The organism is Mycetocola sp. JXN-3 (assembly GCF_014522285.1).
GTDB classification, from domain to species: Bacteria; Actinomycetota; Actinomycetes; order Actinomycetales; family Microbacteriaceae; genus Mycetocola; species Mycetocola saprophilus.
The window spans coordinates 3,359,240-3,376,932 of record NZ_CP041635.1; the positions used below are offsets into that span (position 1 = coordinate 3,359,240).

Below are 17,693 nucleotides of genomic sequence, written 5' to 3' on the forward strand. Positions count from 1 at the left end.
GCTCCTGAAGTGTGCTGAAAGATAACCCGACCGGGTGCCGGGCATTAGGGCCTAAGTTTACCCACTTTCCGGGCCGGTGTCCGCTGCCGTTCTAGGATTGATGCCATGAGTCACCCCACACTCCCCGATATTCAGGTTGCCGCCTTCGCGCTGGTCCGCCACCGCCGCCTGCTGATGGTCACCGCGCGGGGCCGGGACGTCTATTTTCTGCCCGGCGGCAAGATCGATTCGGGTGAGACCCCGCGGGACGCGGTGATTCGTGAGGTTTTTGAGGAGGTCGGCGCCCGGGTCGACCCGGATTCGCTGGCGATCTATCACCGGCTGGCGTTGCAGGCACACGGGGAACCCGAGGGTCGCCTGGTCGCGATGACCATCTTCAGCGGCGAGCTGCTGGACGAGCCGGTCCCCAGCGCCGAGGTGAGCGAGCTGCACTGGGTGCGCCTGGCCGATGCCGACCGCTGCCCGCCCGCCGGGGCGGATCTGCTGCACGTTCTGCACCGGGACGGCCTGATCGACTAGCGATCCGGGCGCACTGGGAACTCCACGAAGTCCCGGCTAACATGGATCGCAGTCGTGATGAGAACCCGGCCGCGCCGGGAACGGATGCACCGAGGGGGCCGAATTGACACAGCAGGAACGTGGACGCGCCGGCGCAGGGGTCTCCGCCATCGCCTTCAATGAGGCGGTGCCGGTGCGCTTCGAGCGAGACGGGCGCGAGATCGTCAACTTCCGCTCGGGCCCGCGCACCGGAACCCCGATTGTGCTGCTGCACGGGATTGGGATGGGGCACGCCTACTGGGAGGGGCTCGCGTCGGAGCTCAGCGAGATCGGTCCGATCTATGCGCTGGACCTGCCCGGATTCGGGGAGTCCCCCGAGCCGGATGAGCCGCTGGATATGCCCGATAGCGGCGCGTTTGTGGCGGACTTTGTGCGCTCCGAGGGTCTGCGGGACGTGATCCTGATTGGGCACTCGATGGGCACCCAGGTGGCCGTCGAGGCGGCCGCGGCTGCGCCGGACCTGTTCCCCGAGCTAATCCTGCTCGCCCCCACGATCAATGTCTCCGAGCGGACCGTCTGGCGTCAGGCCCTGCGCATGATGCAGGACATGATGTCCCCGCAACCCCGCACCCTCTACTTTGGTATTCGCTACTACCTGGCGGCCGGGCCGCGCTGGTACATCAAGAAGCTGGCCACGATGCTCACCCACGAGGTGGAGAAGACCCTGCCCCGCATCCGGGCGCACACGCTTGTGGTCCACGGCGAGCGCGATGCCCTGTGCCCAACCCCCTGGGTGGACGAGGTGACGCGCCTGATTCCCGATGCCCACTCGGTCACCATCCCGGGCCGCGGACATGAAACCATGATCAGTGGTTACCCGGCGGTGGCGCAGGCGATCCGCACCCATCTGGGGCTGCCCGCCGCCGCGCCCACAACGGAACGCCGGACCGGGCACACCGAACGATGAACATCCTCGGCCGGTTCGCCGTTCTGGTGCGCGACACCGGACTGATGCTCGGGCTGCATCTGCGCGCACCCTTTCAGCGCTTCCCCCGCCGCTACCGTCACGGGGACGCCGATAAGCCGATCATCCTGCTCCTGCCCGGGGTCTACGAGACCTGGGCCTTCCTGGAACCGATCGCCGAGCTGCTGCACCGCTCGGGCTATCGCATCTCGATCGTGCGCGGCCTGGGCTACAACCTGCTCCCCATCATCGATACCGCCGGACGCCTGGCCCGGGCCCTGCGCCGCGCCCCGGCACCGCGGGCCGGGCGGATCATCGTGGCCCATTCCAAGGGTGGGCTGATCGGCAAACAGCTCATGGTGACCGATGGTCCGGACCTGCGGATCCTGGGCATCGTGGCGATCGCCACCCCGTTTGCCGGCTCCCGTTATGCCCGCTATATCCTCGACCCGAGCCTGCGCGCGTTTTTGCCCACCAACTCAACCATCGTGGGGCTCGGTCGTCAGGCCGAGGTCAACGCCTCGATCGTCTCGATCTTCGGGCCCTGGGACCCGCACGTGAGCGAGGGCAGCGAACTTCCAGGCGCCCACAACGTACGCGCCGAGACCTCGGGGCACTTCCGCATCCTGCGGGCACCCGAAACCGCCCCGCTGGTGCTGGACGCCGTGGAGATGCTGCGCGGCACCAAGCCACCGGCCGAAAGGAGCGGGATCTACGCGGGGTCGCTCACGCTAGAGGCGAAATCACCGACACTCCCAGCCCGACTCGGCGCGGCTTCCCCTACCCTGGAACAGGCCCCCTAGTTTTCAGCGTGCAGCACCCAGCGCCCGGCGCGCGACCGGCCCCGCCTCACACAAGGAGCATTTTGTCTCTCGATACCCCCGAAACCAGCACCCCGGCGAGCGCTCGTCCGTTCCAGGTTGACCTCCGCGGCGTCGTGGATCTGCTCAGCCGACACATCTATTCCAGCCCGCAGGTATACCTGCGCGAGCTGCTGCAGAACGGACGGGATGCGGTCACCGCCCGGCAAAAGCTCCCCGGCGCCCCGGCGGGACTGCTGCGGATCAGCCCGGTTACCGACGCCGATCCGGTCTTCCGCTTCACCGATAACGGGGTGGGGCTCACCGCGACCCAGGCCGCCGAGCTGCTCTCCACCGTGGGCCGCAGCTCCAAGCGGGACGAGGTCCTGAACCTGCGCCGGGAGGACTTCCTGGGTCAGTTCGGGGTGGGACTGCTCTCCTGCTTTATGGTCTCCGATGAGATCGTGGTGCGCTCGCGCTCCGCTCACGGCGAGGCGCCGATCGAGTGGCGCGGTCACTCCAACGGCACCTTCAGCGTGCGCGAGCTGAGCGAGGCGGAGGCCGCCGGACTGCCGGTGGGCACCGAGATCTCGCTGCGCCCGCGACCCGATGACGCGACCCTGCTCTCCCCCGCCCGGGTGCGCGAGCTCACCGAGCGTTTCGGACGCTACCTCCCGGTGGACGTGCAGCTTGAGCAGGCCGATCGCTCCTGGGAGTCGGTCACGATTCCGGCGCCGTTCCTGGAGCCGGTGGCCGCGGGATCCGCGCACGAGGAGGCCCAGCTCGCACTGGGAACCGAGCTGCTCGGGGCCCGCCCGCTGGCCAGCATCGAGATCGTGGTCCCCGGAACCGAGACCCGCGGCATCGCCTATGTGTTGCCATATGCGCCGCCGCCCAGCGCCCGCCAGGCAAGCCGGGTGTATCTGGGACGCATGCTTCTGGATGAGCGGGTCGAGGACCTGCTCCCGGACTGGGCATTCTTCGTGCGCTGTGTGATCAACACCGACGGCCTGTCCCCGACCGCCTCCCGCGAGAGCTTCGTGAACAACGAGGCGCTGGAGTACACCCGCACCGAGATCGGCAGCGCCCTGCGCCGCTGGATCATGCTGCAGGCCGCCACCGCGCCCCACGTCCTGGCCGGGCTGGTCTCGGTGCACCAGCTCGCGCTCAAGTCGATGGCCGTCCACGACGACGAGCTGGCGGCGCTGATGCTGCCGTGGCTGAAGATCGAAACCTCCGCCGGTGACACCACGATCGGCGAGCACCTGGAGCGCTTCGGCGAGCTGCGCTACACCGACACCGTGGATGAGTTCCGCCAGGTCGCGGCGATCGCCAATCCCGAATCCCCGGTGGTCAACGGCGGGTACGTGTATGACGCGGCTCTACTGCGTCAGATCCCCGCCCTCACCGGACAGAGCGTCACCCGGGTCGAGGTCTCCGATGAGCTGGACAGCCTCGAAGCCCCGCCGTTGCACGAGCGTCAGCTGACCGCCGCGGTCGAGGCGCGCGCCGAGGAGGCGCTCACCACCGTGCAGACCCGGGTGTCGATTCGCTCGTTCCAGCCCGCCGATCTACCGGCGCTCTACGTGGCCGATCAGGCGGTGCTGCGCCGGATCGAACGCACCAAGGCCGCCGACATCGCCCCGGGACTGTGGTCCCAGGTCATCTCGACCAACGACCGCCTGCTCACCGGCAAAAACTCCGCCGAGGGCGAGCGGGATGTGCGCGCCCGGCTGTGCCTGAACTGGTCCAGCCCGCTGGTGCGCCGCCTGGCCGAGCTGGATGATCCGCTGGTATTCCGCCGCTCGATAGAGCTGCTCTATGCCCAGGCGATGCTCGCCGGACACCGTCCGCTCACCACCACCGACCGCTCGCTGATGACCGGCGCCCTCACCGACCTGGTGCAGCTGAGCATCGGTCTCGGCGACCACAACCCCACCGACTAAGTACACCAACACCACACGCCGCCCGCGGACCCCGAGTGGGCGGCGCACCGGGTAAGGAGACCCCATGAGCACCCCGCATAATGGTTCAACCGCCGAGCACATCGATCAGCTGCTCGCCGAAATCGACATCACCCCGATCGGGCCGCAGGAGCGTGCGCTGATCGATCAGGCGGTCGCCCTGGCCGATGAGGCCGGGGACGAGGAGCGCGCCTATCAGGCCCGCATGCGCCTGACCTCCTCCGCCCACATGACCGGCGACACCGACGCGATGCTCGCCTCCTTCGGCTGGTGCGTGGGCAAGTTTGATCAGGACCCGGTGCGCTTCCCCAGCGAGGCCGGCGGCGGCAACGACCTGCTGTTCCAGTACAAGTGGATGGCCGGCCGGGTGGCCTCCAACCCCGCGTTCCCGCTGAGCCAGCTCGACGCGATCCACGCCGATATGTCCGAGCGCTACCGCCGCGCGGGTGTTAGCCAGTCGGGGGTGCTGCAGAGTCGTTTCTCGACCGCGATGGACACCGGCAACTTTGTGGCCGCCGGACGTTTCCGCGACGAGCGTGAGCTGATCCCGCGCGATGACTACAGCCACTGTGAGGCCTGTGTGCGCGCCGAGGATGCCGCCTACTTCCGCCGGATCGGGCAGGAGGACAGGGCGCTGGCCCTGTTTGACGAGATCATGGAGCAGGGGCTGACCTGTGGCGAGGAACCCGAGTCGGTCGAGGCCAACTCGCTGCTCACCCTGCTGCGCGCGGGCCGACTGGATGAGGCGCGCGCGGTGCACCTGCGCAGCTACCGGGTCGCCCGCCACTCCCCCGACGGCCTGGCGATGATCGCCGACCACCTGGTCTTCTGCGCGGTCACCGGCAATGAGTCCCGCGGGCTGTCGATCCTCGAGCGTCTGCTGCGGGATCTGACCGTGGATCCGCTGAACCGCGCGCTGATCTTCTCCTCCCGCGTCTCGATCGCCGTCTTCCTGGACGCGGTCACCCGTGCCGGCGCCGGCGATACCCCGATCCGCGGCGCCCAGAACCCCGACCTGGCAGCCCTCCTGGGCACCGACCTGGGCGAGAACCCCACCGCCGCCTCCCTGGCCGCCGCGCTGTGGACCGGGGCCGAGGAGCTGGCCGGGGAGTTTAACGCCCGCAACGGCAATGACGACTTCACCGGCCGGATCGACCGCGCCCGTCAGCTGGCCACCGAGCACTACGACCTGCCCATCGCCGGCGAACGTTTCACCCCGCCGGCCGAGCTGGAGCAGGACACCCGGGCCGAGCCCACGAGCGCCGCAGACTGGCTGTTCCGCGCGCAGACCGCGATGTTTGAGTCCGACCAGGCCGCCGTGCTGGCGGCCGTGGACAAGGGTCTGGCCATCGAGGACGGCGATGCCGAGGCCCGCGTGCGCCTCTACAGCTGCGTGATCCAGACCCTGATCGCCGCCGAGCAGCTCGAGGGTGCCCGGCAGGCGCTGACCGAGCGCATCTCGGTGCTGCGTGCGAGTGGCCACCCCGAGCAGGCGGACCTGGAGGAGCGCTTCGGGCTGCTGATGTTCTCCACCGCAACCCCCGACGACGAGCACGCCCTGCTCGCCGAGCTTGAGCGCGCCCGCGTGGCCGGCGCGCCGATCGAGGTGATCGCGGACCTGCTGTTTGTGATCGCCGACCTGCGCATGCGCGACCAGCGTCCCGCCGAGGCCCAGCCGCTCGCGCTCGAGGCGCTGGCCCTGACCGAGGATGGACCCGCGCGCCTGCTGGAATCCGCGCGTACCCTCGCCGCCTTCACCCTGCTCTACACCGAGGACGCCCCCGGTGCCGCGGCCCACCTCGACGCCCTGCTGGCCACCGAGGGTGCCCCGCACGTGGGCATGCAGGCCCTGCGACTGCGCGCGCAGGTCCACGGCATGCTCGGGACCCCGCGCGCGGGAATCCCGCTGGCCGATGAGCTGCTGGCCCGGACCGCCCGCGGGACCAACCGCGAGAACACGATCCAGGCCGCCCAGCTGGCCGCCAACCTGCTCAACGATGACGAGCGTCCCGGCGAGGCCGCAGCCCGCATCGAGTATGCGATCGACCTGGCCCAGCGCGCCGAGTCCGAGCAGCTGATCGGGTTGCGCTTCCTGCTGGGCCGCTACCAGCTGAACGCCGGGGCTTTCGAGTCGGCCACCGAGAACCTGGATGAGGCCTACCGCGCCGAGGAGGCCGCCGAGGCACCCCCGGCCGCCCGCGCCGAGACCCTGTTCTGGCTCGCCCAGGCGGCGCAGGGTGCCGAGGAGAACGGCCTGGCCTACGGAGCCTTCTCGCGGGCAATCGAGCTGGCCTCGGAGGGCGAAGCCTTCGAGCTGGCCGCCCGCGCCGGGATCCTGCTGGGGCAGCTGTGCAACGGCTTCAACGATCCCGAGGCGATCGAGATCCTCGAGCGCGCCCTCGCCCACGCGGAGAAGGTGGAGGATGCCGACCTGATCGCCGCCGCCCGCCACCGTCTCGGCCAGACCCGCGCGACCCACGGCGATGCCGCGGGCCTCGAAGACCTCGACGCCGTGCTGGCCTTCGCTCAGGAACGCGGTGCCGACTGGCTGATCGCCGATGTGACCGACTCCCGCGCCCGCGCGCTGGGTTCGCTCGGCCGCATCGACGAGGCCATCCCCGCCGCCCTGACCGCCGCCGACGCCTACGCCGACTGCGGTGACGAGGGCAACGCGGCCATGAGCGAGCTGTTTGTGGCCCGCGTGCTGGCGCAGGCCGAACGCGCGGAGGAGGCCGTGCCGATGTACGGTGCCTCGATCGACCGCCTGCCCGTGGGATCCCCCGCCTTCGTGGGGCTCAACCTCGAGCTGGGCGCCCTGCTGGAACAGCTGGGTCGACACCCCGAGGCCGCCGCCGCCCGCGCCCGCGCCGAACAAGCACCCGAGCAGTAGCAGCACTGAAAAAGGCGGCCCCGCGGATCAGTCCGCGGGGCCGCCGTTGTGTGTCGGAGTGACTAGCTCACAAAGTCGAGCAGCTCCAGGCCCAGCTCACGCAGCCCCTGCTGCACGGCAAAACCCGAGGTGGCATCGGTTTCCCGGAACGACACCTTGATCGCAAAACATACGCTCGCCGACGGGCCACGAACCACACCCGTCTCGGCGCGCAGGCCCAGCTCACGCGAGGCCAGCGCATAGCCGCCGATCCCAAAGCGCACGCCGCCGCGCAGGCCCGGATCCACGCCCAGCGCGCCCACCACCGAGCCGGGGTAGCTTCCGCTTCCCAGCCAGCGCAGCACGCGGGCCGAGACGTCGGGGTTGACGATTTCGCCGCGCTCCAGTCGCCAGATCAGCTCGCTCAGCTCGGTCATCGTCGAACGGGATACCGCCGCCCGGGTTCCGCTGTCGGCGCGCCGGCTGAGACCGTCGCGCAGCACCGTGTTGCGCAGGTGTAGGGATTCGGCACGGGTGGCGATGCTGTCCAGACCGAACGCCCGCAGCAGCGCGTTTCCGGCCGTGTGGTCGCCGCTTCCGGCCAGCAGGGCCGCCGCATCCGCGAGCGAGAGGGTGTCTCGTTCGAGGTGCTGCCAGATTCCCGGGCCGTCGGCCAGGTCCGCGCTCTCGCGCACAATCTGCGGGTTGTCCCCGCGTTCGCAGCGATCGGCGGCCTCGATCAGGAGCAGGATCCGGCCCAGGGAACCGATCTGCGAGACCACGTAGTCGTCCACCCGCAGCAGCGGTGCCCCGGTTTCCAGGTTGCTGACCCGGACCGAAACCCGCATGTCCTCGCGAGCCATCTGCTCAAAGGCACGCATCGAGCGGCCAAACCCGCCGCCGCGTGCGCCGCCCCGGGTGCGGGCGCCGGCTTCCGCCTGCCGGGTGCCCGGATTCACCGCGGCACCGGCCTCTCCGGGCGCACTCGCGGCACGCCGACCGCGGGTGGGAACCTCCGTCCCCTCCCGCGGCCCGCCGTGCCGATGTGCCACCCGGCTCACCAGATGGTGACGCGCTGCTCGGGCGCGAGCCAGAGCTCGTCGCCTTCGCTCACGTCAAACGCGGTGTAGAACGCGTCGATGTTGCGGACAATCTGGTTGCACCGGAACTCGTTGGGCGAGTGCGGGTCGGTCGCCAGCAGGCGGATCGCCTCCTCGTCCCGGGCGAGCTGGGCCCAGGCCTGAGCCCAGGAGAGGAAGAAGCGCTGAGCGCCGGTCAGCCCGTCGATCACCGCGGGCTCGGTGCCCTCGAGCGAGAGCAGGTAGGCCTTCCAGGCGATGGCCAGCCCACCCAGGTCGCCGATGTTCTCACCGATGGTGAGCGCGCCGTTGACGTGGTGGTCGGGAACCTGGCGCGGTGCCAGCGCGCTGTACTGCTCGATCAGCGACGCGGTGCGCTGCTCGAAGGCCGCCCGGTCGGCCTCGGTCCACCAGTCGGTGAGCTTGCCGTCGCCGTCGTAGCGCGAGCCCTGGTCGTCGAAGCCGTGCCCGATCTCGTGGCCGATGACCGCGCCGATCGCGCCGTAGTTGGCGGCCGCGTCGCGGGCGGCGTCGAAGAAGGGGAACTGCAGGATCGCCGCCGGGAACACGATCTCGTTGAATCCGGGGTTGTAGTACGCGTTGATGGTCTGCGGGGTCATGAACCACTCGTCGCGGTCGATCGGCTTGCCGATCTTCGCCAGCTCCCGGTTGAACTCAAACTCCGCCCCCGCACGCACGTTGGCGATGAGGCTGTCGGCGCTCACCACCAGGGCCGAGTAGTCGCGCCAGCGGTCGGGGAACCCGATCTTGGGGGTGAACTTGGACAGCTTGTCCAGCGCCCGCTCACGGGTCTCCGGGCTCATCCATTCCAGGTCGGTGATCGAGTCGCGGTAGGCGGCCTCGAGGTGGCTCACCAGCACATCCATCTGGGTCTTGGACTCGGCCTGGAAGTGGCGGGCCACGTACTGCTCGCCCACGGCCTCCCCCAGCAGGCCCTCCACCAGGGAGACGCCACGCTTCCAGCGCTCGCGAATCTCGGGGACACCCGAGAGGGTGCGTCCGTAGAAGTCGAAGTTCTCCTCGACGAAGGCGTCGGAGAGGTAGGCGGCGGCACCGTGAACGATCTTCCAGCGCAGCCAGTCGGTCCAGCTCTCCAGGTTGTCCTCGGTCAGCAGGTCCGCGATGCCCTCCACGAAGCTGGGCTGACGCACCACGACCTCATCCAGCGCACCGGCGGGGGCACCCAGGCTGTCGGCCCAGGCGCTCAGCAGGGCGGCATCGCCGTGCCCACCGAACAGCTCGGCAAATTCGTCCCAGGTCTTGAGGTTGTACTGGGCCTGGCTGTCGCGGGCGGCCACGTTGTCCCAGTGCACCGCGGCGATGCGGGTTTCCAGGTCGAACACGCGCCGGGCGCGGGCGGCGGCATCGTCGAGTCCGGCGAGCGCCAGCAGCTTCTCGATGTGGGTGCGGTAGGCCTCGCGGATCGGCGCGAAGCGCTCCTCGCGGAAGTAGCTCTCATCCGGCAGCGAGATGCCCGACTGCTGCACCATGACCAGGTAGCGCTCGGGGTTGCCCGGGTCATTGTCCACCCAGAGTCCCAGGAACCCGCCCACTCCGGCGCGGTCCAGGGCACCGGCGACGCGAGCAAACTCGGTGATCGAGGTGACGGCATCCACCTGGGCAAGCTCGCCCGCCAGCGGGGTGGCCCCCAGCTCGTTGATGCGATCCTCGGCCAGATAGCTGGTGTAGAGGTCACCAATCTTGCGGGCGGTGGTGCCGGCTTCGGCGTCACGGGATTCCTCGATGATCTGGCGAACGGCCTCCTCGGCCTCCTCCGCGAGAATCGAGAACGAGCCCCAGCGGGACTTGTCCGCGGGGATTTCGGTGCGCTCTAGCCAGCGTCCATTGGTGTGGCGGTAGAGGTCGTCCTGCGGACGAATGTCCGGGTTGAGGTCATCGAGGGCGATGCCGGAGGTCGAGTTGGGAGACGTCATCTCTCCAGGGTAAACCAGACCGGCCCGGAGGTGTTCGGATCCGTCATCTAAGTCCCCAACCGAAATCAAATTATCCCGTACCGTGGGTGGGTGGCCTCACTCAACCGTTCGATCCTGCACCTCGCGATTCCCGCCCTGGGGGCGCTGATCGCCGAGCCCCTCTTTCTGCTGACCGACACCGCCCTGGTGGGTCACCTGGGGGTGTCCGAGCTGGCCGGGCTGGGACTTGCGGCGGCGGTCCTGCAGACGATCATCGGGCTCATGGTGTTTCTCGCCTATGCGACCACCCCGGCGGTGGCGCGGAGGCTCGGCGCGGGGGATCCACGCGGGGCCGTCTCGGTTGGGATCGACGGGCTGTGGCTGGCGCTCGGACTCGGCATCGTGCTGGGCGCGCTCGGGGCACTGGCCTCCCCCTGGCTGATCGGCCTGTTTGGGGCCCCTGAAGGGGCGAGCGCCGCGGCCATCCACTATCTCTCGATTTCGATGGCCGGGGTCCCGGCGATGCTCCTGGTGTTTGCGGCCACGGGCCTGCTCCGTGGACTCCAGGACACCATGACCCCGCTCTGGGTTGCCGGCATCGGCTTCGCGCTGAACGCCGGCCTCAACTACCTTCTGATCTACCCCGCGGGCCTCGGCATCGGCGGTTCCGCCCTGGGCACGGTAATCGCCCAGTGGCTCATGGTGGTGGCCTATATGCTGGTCATCGCCCGCCATGCCCGCCGGGTGCACGCCCGCATTCGTCCCTCCCGGGTCGGGGTGCGTGACTCCGCGCGGGCGGGAGGATGGCTGCTCCTGCGCACGGCGAGTCTGCGCGCGGCCATGCTGCTGGCGATCGGAACCGCCGCGGGGCTCGGGGATCCCGAGCTCGCCGGGTTCCAGATCACGATGACGGTGTTTAGCACGCTCGCCTTCGCCCTGGACGCCCTGGCCATCGCCGCCCAGGCCCTGGTGGGCAAGGGGCTGGGGGCCGCGGACACCGGGTTTGTGCGGCTGGTCCTCAAGCGCTGCCTGCAGTGGGGAATCGGCGCGGGAGTGGTGCTCGGGGTTCCTCTGGCGCTCGGATCGGGGGTTCTGGGCCGGGTGTTCACCTCGGATGCCGACCTGGCCACGCTGATCACCCCGAGCCTGATCATCCTGGCGATCGGCGCCCCGCTGGCCGGCATCGTCTTTGTCCTGGACGGGGTGCTGATCGGTGCCGGGGATGCTCGCTATCTGGCGCTCACCGGGCTGGTGAACCTGGCCGCGTTCATGATCATCCTGTGGATCGTCGGGCTGATCGGGCCCGACGGCTCCGGCGGCCTCGCCTGGCTCACCGGCGCGTTTGCGCTGGGTTACATCGCCGCCCGTGCGGTCACCCTGGGTCTGCGTGCCCGCGGCACCGCCTGGATGCGCACGGGCATCACGCCGGCCTAGCGCGGCCGCCGGTGCCGGAGTTTGCCAGCCCGCCGAGAGCTCGGTCCCGCCGTGTCTCCCGCTCAGTGGGAGGTAGGCACCGGTCCCGTGGTATCCCCCGCGACGAAGGACACCTCGAAGTCCGCCGAGGGGACGCTCTGCCCCTCCAGCATCGCCAGCACCGCGCGCCCGGCCGCCTGCCCCTTGGCATGTGCGGGCTGCCACACGGTGGTCAGACGACGTTCAAACCCGTCGACGCGGATCCCGTCAAATCCCACCACGCTGAGGTCCTCGGGCACGCGCAGTCCCAGTTCCTCGGCGGCGGCGATCACGCCCACGGCGATCAGGTCACTCTGCGCGATCACCGCGGTGGGCCGCTCGGCGGCGGGCACATCCAGCAGGCGCAGGGTGGCCAGCCGGCCCGCCTCGACCCGGCTGCTCCCGGCGATCACCCCGGTGATGTTGGGGTAGACCGCCCGGGCGCCGCGGAGGCGTTCGAGCGTGGTCTCGACGGTTCCCACGGCCTCGCGTTCGGGACTCAGCGGGGCCACCACCCGCTGCCGGTCGACCCCGAGGGTGACCGTGGCCACGCGCTCATGACCGAGCGCGGCCAGGTGCTCGGCGGCGGCCTTGCCCCCGCCATAGTTGTCCAGGTTCACGCTGGTGATCGCGTTGTTTTCGGGTCCCTCGATCTGCACGGTCGGGACGCCGCGTCCGCCGAGCACCCGGGCGATCTCCCCGGCCTCGGTGCCCACACACAGCAGCACCAGCGCGTCGATCGGGGCGTTGGCCACGGCCGCGGTTCCGCGATCGAGCTCGGGGATCAGCAGCAGCGAGGCCCCGATCTTAGAAATTTCATCGGCCAGGCCGTCGAGGGTCTGGATCAGCACCGGGTCCCGGAAGGATACTCCGATGCGGTCGGCGATCAGCACCCCGACGATTCCGCTGGTGCCCAGTCGCAGCGACTGCCCCCGCGGATCGGGCCCGGCATAGTTGAGCTCGGCGGCGGCGCTCATGACCCGCTCCCGGGTCTGGTCCGATACCGGCCCCCGGCCGCTGAAGGCCAGCGACGCGGTGGAGGCCGAAACCCCGGCCAGCTCGGCCACCTCGGCGAGGGTTACTCGTCCGGCATTCCGATCAGTCATCGCCCGCTCCGTTTTCGACGGCGTTGTCCCGGCCGGTTGACCGGGATCACTTCCATCGGATAGCTTAGGCGATGTTCAATCCGAATCGAATCGATTCGACACGGGGCGTCATCCTCCCCGAACGCCCACACCTACCCCCACTTCGCGCCGCAGGCGCCCCGTTTGAAACCGTGAGCATGACCGCTACCTCCATTGCCGCCTCCCCCGCCGCCCTGCGCGCCTGGCGCAACGCCCTGTTTATCGTCTTTCTGCTGAGCGGGTTGAGCGTGGCCAGCATGGCCAGCCGTATCCCCGCGCTGCGCGAGACCCTCGACATCAGCAATGGAACCCTCGGCCTGGTGCTGTTTGGGATGTCCGCGGGTTCTATCCTCGGCTTGGCCTCCTCGAATGCGATCCGTGAGCGCCTGGGTACCCGCGCCGGCATCCGCACCGCGCTGCTGATCAGCATGGTCGGGCTGCTGATCATGGGCTTCGGATCGACGATCGCTTTGCCGGTGGTCATCGTGGGCCTGGCGATCCTGGGCTTCGGCAACGGCGTGGTGGACGTCATGATGAACCTCGACGGTGCCCTGGCCGAGGTCGAACTGGGCAAAACCGTGATGCCGATGATGCACGCGTTCTTCAGCGTGGGCACGGTCCTCGGTGCCCTGATCGGCTCGGCCGCGGCGTTTAACCACGTGCCGCTCTCGGTCCACCTCACCATCGTGGTGATCCTGGTTTCGGCCGCCGCGATCATCGTGGTGCGCTGGATCCCGCAGCGTCCGATCGAGCGTCAGACCCATGAGCGCGTGCCCGTCGGCGAGCGCCTGCGGGCAAACGCGTCGGTGTGGAAGGATCGCCGCCTGCTGCTGATCGGCCTGATCATGCTCGGCATGAGCCTCGCCGAAGGTAGCGCCGGCGACTGGATCGCCCAGGCGGTTGTGGACGGCTACGACCAGTCTCCGGGTACCGGCGCGCTGGTCTACGGCGTCTTTGTGGCCGCGCTGATGCTGACCCGGTTTGTCGGCGGCCCCTTCATCGACCGCTTCGGCCGGGTCGCGGCGATCCGTCTCTCCGCGAGCCTCGCGGTCCTGGGCCTCGCCCTGTTTATCTTTGCCCCGGCATTCCCGCTGGCCCTGGTGGGCGCCGCCGCATGGGGGGCCGGCTGTGCGCTGGGCTTCCCGGTGGGCATGTCCGCCGCCGCCGAGCACCCGACCCAGTCCGCGCAGCGGGTGAGCGCGGTAGCAATGATGGGTTATGTCGCCTTCCTCGCCGGTCCCCCGGCCATCGGCCTGCTGGGCGAGCACGTGGGCCTGCTGCACGCGCTCCTGCCGATCCTCGGCCTGGTGGTGATCGCGCTGCTCGCGGCCCCCGCCGCACGACCCGTGGGATACGCGGAGAAGCCCGTAGCCTAGACATCCACAATTCCCCAAGAATCAACCTTGGGGATGGTGTTTTTGGACGCGGAAAGTCGCTATTCTGCACCAATGAGCCTTGGAGTCCTCACCCGTGAGATCACGAAGCCGGTGCCGCTGCGCCTGGCTTCGGGGATCGTCAATCCCGACGCGATCGGGTTTTCGCGCGCGCCCCTGCATCAGGCGGCGGGCCGGGAGACCGGACAGGATCGGCGTCGGGATCACTGGCTGGTCAGCACTCCGACCCACATTCTGATGATCGCCACCGGCCGGGATCAGCGCGGGGTCCAGCAGCGGCTGTGGGTGCTGGATCGCGCCACCCGCGCGCACATTGAGATTGCACCGACCAGGCCTCGGGACGCGATGGGCTCGCTGCCGCAGGGCCCGGAGACTGGACCCATCCGGGTGCACTCGCTGGACCTGGACATCAGCATCGACGAGGTCCCCGGCGGCACCCGCCTGCGGGTGTACGGCAGCCGAGTGCAGCTCGACCTGCGGGTGGGACGGCCGCTGAACCAGCAGAGTCTGGGCACTGTGGTGTCCCATGACAATCGCTCGTTTGACTATGTCCTGAGCGACCTTGCTCGCCCGGTCTCCGGCCGCCTGGCAATCGATGGGCGTTGGGAGGCCCTGGCACCGGAATCCACCTGGGCCGTGCACAATTACAGCCACGGCTGCCACCGCCGCGACCTCGAGGAGGTGCGGGCCGAGGCCACCGGCATCGGAATCCTCGCCTCGGATTCCAGCGTTCACCGGCTGGGCATCCGGCTGGGTGCCGGAAGCGGCTTCCTGGTGGACGGGGTGCTCGCCTATGATGCCTCCACCGCCCAGTCGGAGCGTCTCGAGGACGGCAGAATTCGCCTCCACGGCCCCCGCTTCGAGCTGTCCTTCACCCCGCTGAGCGATGCGCCCGCCGATGCCCGGGGCGAGCGCCGTGCGAATGTGGGCCTGTTTGCCGGCTGGATCGAGCAGGAACCCGGTGCGCGATTCACCGTGTCCGGCTTGACCGGCTGGCTCTCGCTCCCCGACGCCCCCACCACCACACGATAGATACCGGCAGTTTTCTGCGGCCACGCGCACGGGATGGGCTGGGTGTTCCCGGGCGCGGACGATACACTCACTGGGTGCGTTTGGTTATTGCGAAGTGTTCCGTGGACTATGTCGGCCGGTTGGCCGCCCACCTCCCCCTGGCTACCCGGGTCTTGATGCTCAAGGCCGACGGCAGCCTCCTCATCCACAGTGATGGCGGCAGCTATAAGCCGCTGAACTGGATGAGCCCGCCCTGCACGATGCAGGTGCAGGAACCCTCTCCCGAGCGCGCCGAGGAGGGCGTAAAGGAGCTGTGGAAGGTCACCCACGCCAAGACCGGTGACCAGCTGGAGGTCTCGATCTATGAGATCCAGCACGATAGCGCGCATGAACTCGGCCAGGATCCGGGTCTGCAGAAGATCGCCGTGGAGTCCGAGCTGCAGAAGCTCATGGCCGAGCAGATCGATGTCCTGGGTCCCGGACACACCCTGGTGCGCCGCGAATACATGACCGCGATCGGACCGATCGACATCCTTGCCCGGGATGCCAACGGCGGCGCCGTGGCCGTGGAGATTAAGCGTCGAGGCGAGATCGACGGCGTCGAGCAGCTGACCCGCTACCTCGAGCTGATGAACCGCGACCCCGCGCTGCGTCCGGTACAGGGCGTTTTCGCGGCCCAGGAAATCAAGCCCCAGGCACGCACCCTCGCCGAGGACCGCGGCATTCGCTGCGTCATTCTCGACTATGACGAGATGCGCGGCCTGGACGATGGCTCACGCCTGTTCTAAGAATTTCAGCGGGGCCTAGGCCCCGCTCCGTATGATGGGGAATTATGTCGATTCCCACCATCCCCACCACCGTGCCCGCGACCAGTGAACGTCCCACCACCCAGGCCTGGACCTGCGTGCTGCTTGATCTGGACGGCACCCTGATCGATTCGGCCCCCGGCATCATCGAACGCCTGGGCCGCACCCTCGCCTCGCTGGGCCTGCCGGCGCAGCCGGAGTCGGAGATGATGCGCTGGGTGGGGCCGCCGCTGCTGGACTCCTTCCGTGATTTCGCCGGGCTCAACGAGGCCGACTCCTGGGCCGCCCTCGAGCGCTACCGCAGCCTCGCCGGACAGGAGGACGCCTCGCAGCTCACCAGCGTCTACCCGGGCATCCCCGAGTTCCTGCGCCGACTCAACGCGGCGGGGATCCCGCTCGCGCTGGCCACCTCCAAGCCCGAGTCTCAGGCCGAGCGCATCCTTGACCACTTCGGTCTGCGTGATACCCTGACCGTTTTGTGCGGGGCCAGCGAGGACGAGACCCGCAGCGCCAAGGCCGACGTGGTGGCCGAGGCACTGGTGCGCCTGCGCGCCCTGGGCATCGACACCGAGGCTCCGATCATGGTGGGTGATCGTCACCACGACATCGATGGTGCCCGTGCCAACGGGATCCCCACCTACCTGGTGAGCTGGGGCTATGCGGTTCCCGGCGAGGAGGAGGGCGCGCTCGAGGTCTTCGACTCCGCCGAGGTCCTGGCCGATCGCCTCATTGCCGAGTACCGGAATCCGGACACCCAGGCAACGCTTTAAGGAAGATAACAGTTTCGGCGTAAAGCGTACGGGTACGATCTAAGGGACAACTTCGCGCGCCGCGAGGATTCGTGACACCGATTGGGAAAACACATGGCATCCAGTGATTCGGGCAATGACCCCGACAAGATGAGCAAGAAGGACCGCCGCGAACACATGCGCGAGGTCGCACGTCTGCGTCGGGAAGAAGAGCTGAAGCGCAAAAAGCGTAACCGCATCATCACCCAGATCGGTGTGGTTGTGGGCTCTCTTGCAGTGATTGCACTCGTGGTCGCCATCGTGGTTAACACCACCGCGCAGAACAACCGCCCGGGCCCCGCGAACATGCAGAGCGGTGGCATCAGCTTCACCGGCGCCGCCGGAAAGATCGAGGCGAAGACCACCCCCGCCCTCAAGGCCGGGGACAAGCCCGTGGGCGTCAAGCAGGACTCCGCCAAGACCAACGTCGTGATGTATGTCGACTACCTGTGCCCGCTGTGTAACCAGTTCGAGACCGCCAACCTGGACGGCCTGAAGGACATGGTCAGCGCCGGCACCGTCGATCTGCAGATCCTGCCGATCAGCATCCTGGACCGCGTGTCCGCGGGAACCAAGTACTCCACCCGGTCGGCCGCCGCCATGGCCTGCGTGGCAAACTACGAGCCTAACGGCTTCCTGGACGCCAGCGCGGCCCTCTACGCCAAGCAGCCCGAGGAGGGTACCGCCGGTCACAGCAATGCCGAGCTGACAAAGATCATCGAGGACTCCGGCGTCAAGAACGCCAACATCGCAAAGTGCATCAGCGACGGCGACTACACCAACTTCGTGACCTCGTTCACCCAGTCGGCCCTGGACGGTCCGCTGCCCAACACCGATGTCCCCAAGGTCACCGGAACCCCGACCATCCTGGTTGACGGCAAGCAGTACACCCCGCAGCAGAACGTCGGCTGGGGCAACACCCAGGACTTCTTCAAGTTCGTCGAGCAGGTTCAGGCTCAGAACAAGAAGTAATCCGATTCGCCGAGGCGCCGGTGTGGTTAATCCACACC

At 68.7% G+C, this 17,693-nt stretch carries 14 protein-coding genes; 11 read left to right on the forward strand and 3 right to left on the reverse strand.

Translation table 11 applies throughout. From position 1 onward, the window contains the following. Positions 1–105: 105 nt before the first annotated feature. From C7C57_RS15230 to C7C57_RS15250, 5 genes are all read left to right on the forward strand, one after another. The gene (locus C7C57_RS15230) at positions 106–519 is read left to right on the forward strand and encodes an NUDIX domain-containing protein (RefSeq protein ID WP_030149487.1); all 414 of its coding nucleotides are present in this window, start codon (positions 106–108) and stop codon (positions 517–519) included. Between the two features lie 103 nt (positions 520–622). Continuing rightward, on the forward strand, positions 623–1,465 hold the full coding sequence (locus tag C7C57_RS15235; RefSeq protein ID WP_187977057.1) for an alpha/beta fold hydrolase: 843 nt from the start codon (positions 623–625) through the stop codon (positions 1,463–1,465). After that, the gene (locus C7C57_RS15240; protein WP_187977058.1) at positions 1,462–2,265 is read left to right on the forward strand and encodes a triacylglycerol lipase; all 804 of its coding nucleotides are present in this window, start codon (positions 1,462–1,464) and stop codon (positions 2,263–2,265) included. Before C7C57_RS15235 ends, C7C57_RS15240 begins: the two co-directional genes overlap by 4 nt. A gap of 62 nt (positions 2,266–2,327) precedes the next feature. Then, positions 2,328–4,208 (forward strand): HSP90 family protein, encoded by a 1,881-nt coding sequence (locus tag C7C57_RS15245; RefSeq protein WP_043322409.1) that lies wholly within the window; start codon positions 2,328–2,330, stop codon positions 4,206–4,208. A 64-nt stretch (positions 4,209–4,272) separates the two neighbouring features. Then, positions 4,273–7,116: a hypothetical protein gene (locus C7C57_RS15250; RefSeq protein ID WP_187977059.1), complete on the forward strand. Its 2,844-nt coding sequence runs from the start codon at positions 4,273–4,275 to the stop codon at positions 7,114–7,116. A 62-nt stretch (positions 7,117–7,178) separates the two neighbouring features. Here the strand turns inward: C7C57_RS15250 and C7C57_RS15255 are convergent, their stop codons facing one another. After that, positions 7,179–8,147, reverse strand: a complete 969-nt coding sequence (locus C7C57_RS15255) for a serine hydrolase (protein ID WP_187977060.1) — start codon at positions 8,145–8,147, stop codon at positions 7,179–7,181. A 5-nt stretch (positions 8,148–8,152) separates the two neighbouring features. Next, complete coding sequence (locus C7C57_RS15260) at positions 8,153–10,129, reverse strand: M13 family metallopeptidase (protein ID WP_187977061.1); 1,977 nt, start codon at positions 10,127–10,129, stop codon at positions 8,153–8,155. A gap of 90 nt (positions 10,130–10,219) precedes the next feature. Between C7C57_RS15260 and C7C57_RS15265 the strand changes: the two genes are divergently transcribed. Further along, positions 10,220–11,542 carry an MATE family efflux transporter gene (locus C7C57_RS15265; protein WP_187977062.1) on the forward strand — a complete coding sequence of 441 codons (1,323 nt, stop codon included), beginning with the start codon at positions 10,220–10,222 and terminating at the stop codon, positions 11,540–11,542. 62 nt (positions 11,543–11,604) lie between these two features. On the opposite strand, the gene C7C57_RS15270 is transcribed toward C7C57_RS15265, so the two are convergent. Further along, the gene (locus C7C57_RS15270; RefSeq protein ID WP_187977063.1) at positions 11,605–12,666 is read right to left on the reverse strand and encodes a LacI family DNA-binding transcriptional regulator; all 1,062 of its coding nucleotides are present in this window, start codon (positions 12,664–12,666) and stop codon (positions 11,605–11,607) included. Positions 12,667–12,737: 71 nt separating this feature from the next. Here C7C57_RS15270 and C7C57_RS15275 point away from each other — a divergent pair, with 71 nt between their 5' ends. The 5 genes from C7C57_RS15275 (at position 12,738) to C7C57_RS15295 (ending at position 17,655) form a co-directional block, all read left to right on the forward strand. Continuing rightward, positions 12,738–14,060 carry a sugar MFS transporter gene (locus tag C7C57_RS15275; protein WP_370581420.1) on the forward strand — a complete coding sequence of 441 codons (1,323 nt, stop codon included), beginning with the start codon at positions 12,738–12,740 and terminating at the stop codon, positions 14,058–14,060. 72 nt (positions 14,061–14,132) lie between these two features. After that, positions 14,133–15,110 carry a DUF2804 family protein gene (locus C7C57_RS15280; protein WP_187977065.1) on the forward strand — a complete coding sequence of 326 codons (978 nt, stop codon included), beginning with the start codon at positions 14,133–14,135 and terminating at the stop codon, positions 15,108–15,110. Between the two features lie 74 nt (positions 15,111–15,184). Next, positions 15,185–15,877, forward strand: coding sequence for an endonuclease NucS (gene nucS / locus C7C57_RS15285; RefSeq protein ID WP_121689687.1), 693 nt, complete (start codon positions 15,185–15,187; stop codon positions 15,875–15,877). Positions 15,878–15,921: 44 nt separating this feature from the next. Next, complete coding sequence (locus C7C57_RS15290; protein WP_187977066.1) at positions 15,922–16,665, forward strand: HAD hydrolase-like protein; 744 nt, start codon at positions 15,922–15,924, stop codon at positions 16,663–16,665. Positions 16,666–16,758: 93 nt separating this feature from the next. Next, positions 16,759–17,655 carry a thioredoxin domain-containing protein gene (locus C7C57_RS15295; RefSeq protein WP_187977067.1) on the forward strand — a complete coding sequence of 299 codons (897 nt, stop codon included), beginning with the start codon at positions 16,759–16,761 and terminating at the stop codon, positions 17,653–17,655. Positions 17,656–17,693: the final 38 nt, after the last annotated feature.

Excerpts from the sequence above, each read along its gene's own strand:
- C7C57_RS15230 (WP_030149487.1), top strand. The coding sequence starts at position 106 with ATGAGTCACCCCACACTCCCCGATATTCAGGTTGCCGCCTTCGCGCTG.
- C7C57_RS15240 (WP_187977058.1), top strand. The coding sequence starts at position 1,462 with ATGAACATCCTCGGCCGGTTCGCCGTTCTGGTGCGCGACACCGGACTG.
- C7C57_RS15250 (WP_187977059.1), top strand. The coding sequence starts at position 4,273 with ATGAGCACCCCGCATAATGGTTCAACCGCCGAGCACATCGATCAGCTG.
- C7C57_RS15260 (WP_187977061.1), bottom strand. The coding sequence starts at position 10,129 with ATGACGTCTCCCAACTCGACCTCCGGCATCGCCCTCGATGACCTCAAC.
- C7C57_RS15270 (WP_187977063.1), bottom strand. The coding sequence starts at position 12,666 with ATGACTGATCGGAATGCCGGACGAGTAACCCTCGCCGAGGTGGCCGAG.
- C7C57_RS15275 (WP_370581420.1), top strand. The coding sequence starts at position 12,738 with ATGTTCAATCCGAATCGAATCGATTCGACACGGGGCGTCATCCTCCCC.
- C7C57_RS15280 (WP_187977065.1), top strand. The coding sequence starts at position 14,133 with ATGAGCCTTGGAGTCCTCACCCGTGAGATCACGAAGCCGGTGCCGCTG.
- C7C57_RS15290 (WP_187977066.1), top strand. The coding sequence starts at position 15,922 with ATGTCGATTCCCACCATCCCCACCACCGTGCCCGCGACCAGTGAACGT.
- C7C57_RS15295 (WP_187977067.1), top strand. The coding sequence starts at position 16,759 with ATGGCATCCAGTGATTCGGGCAATGACCCCGACAAGATGAGCAAGAAG.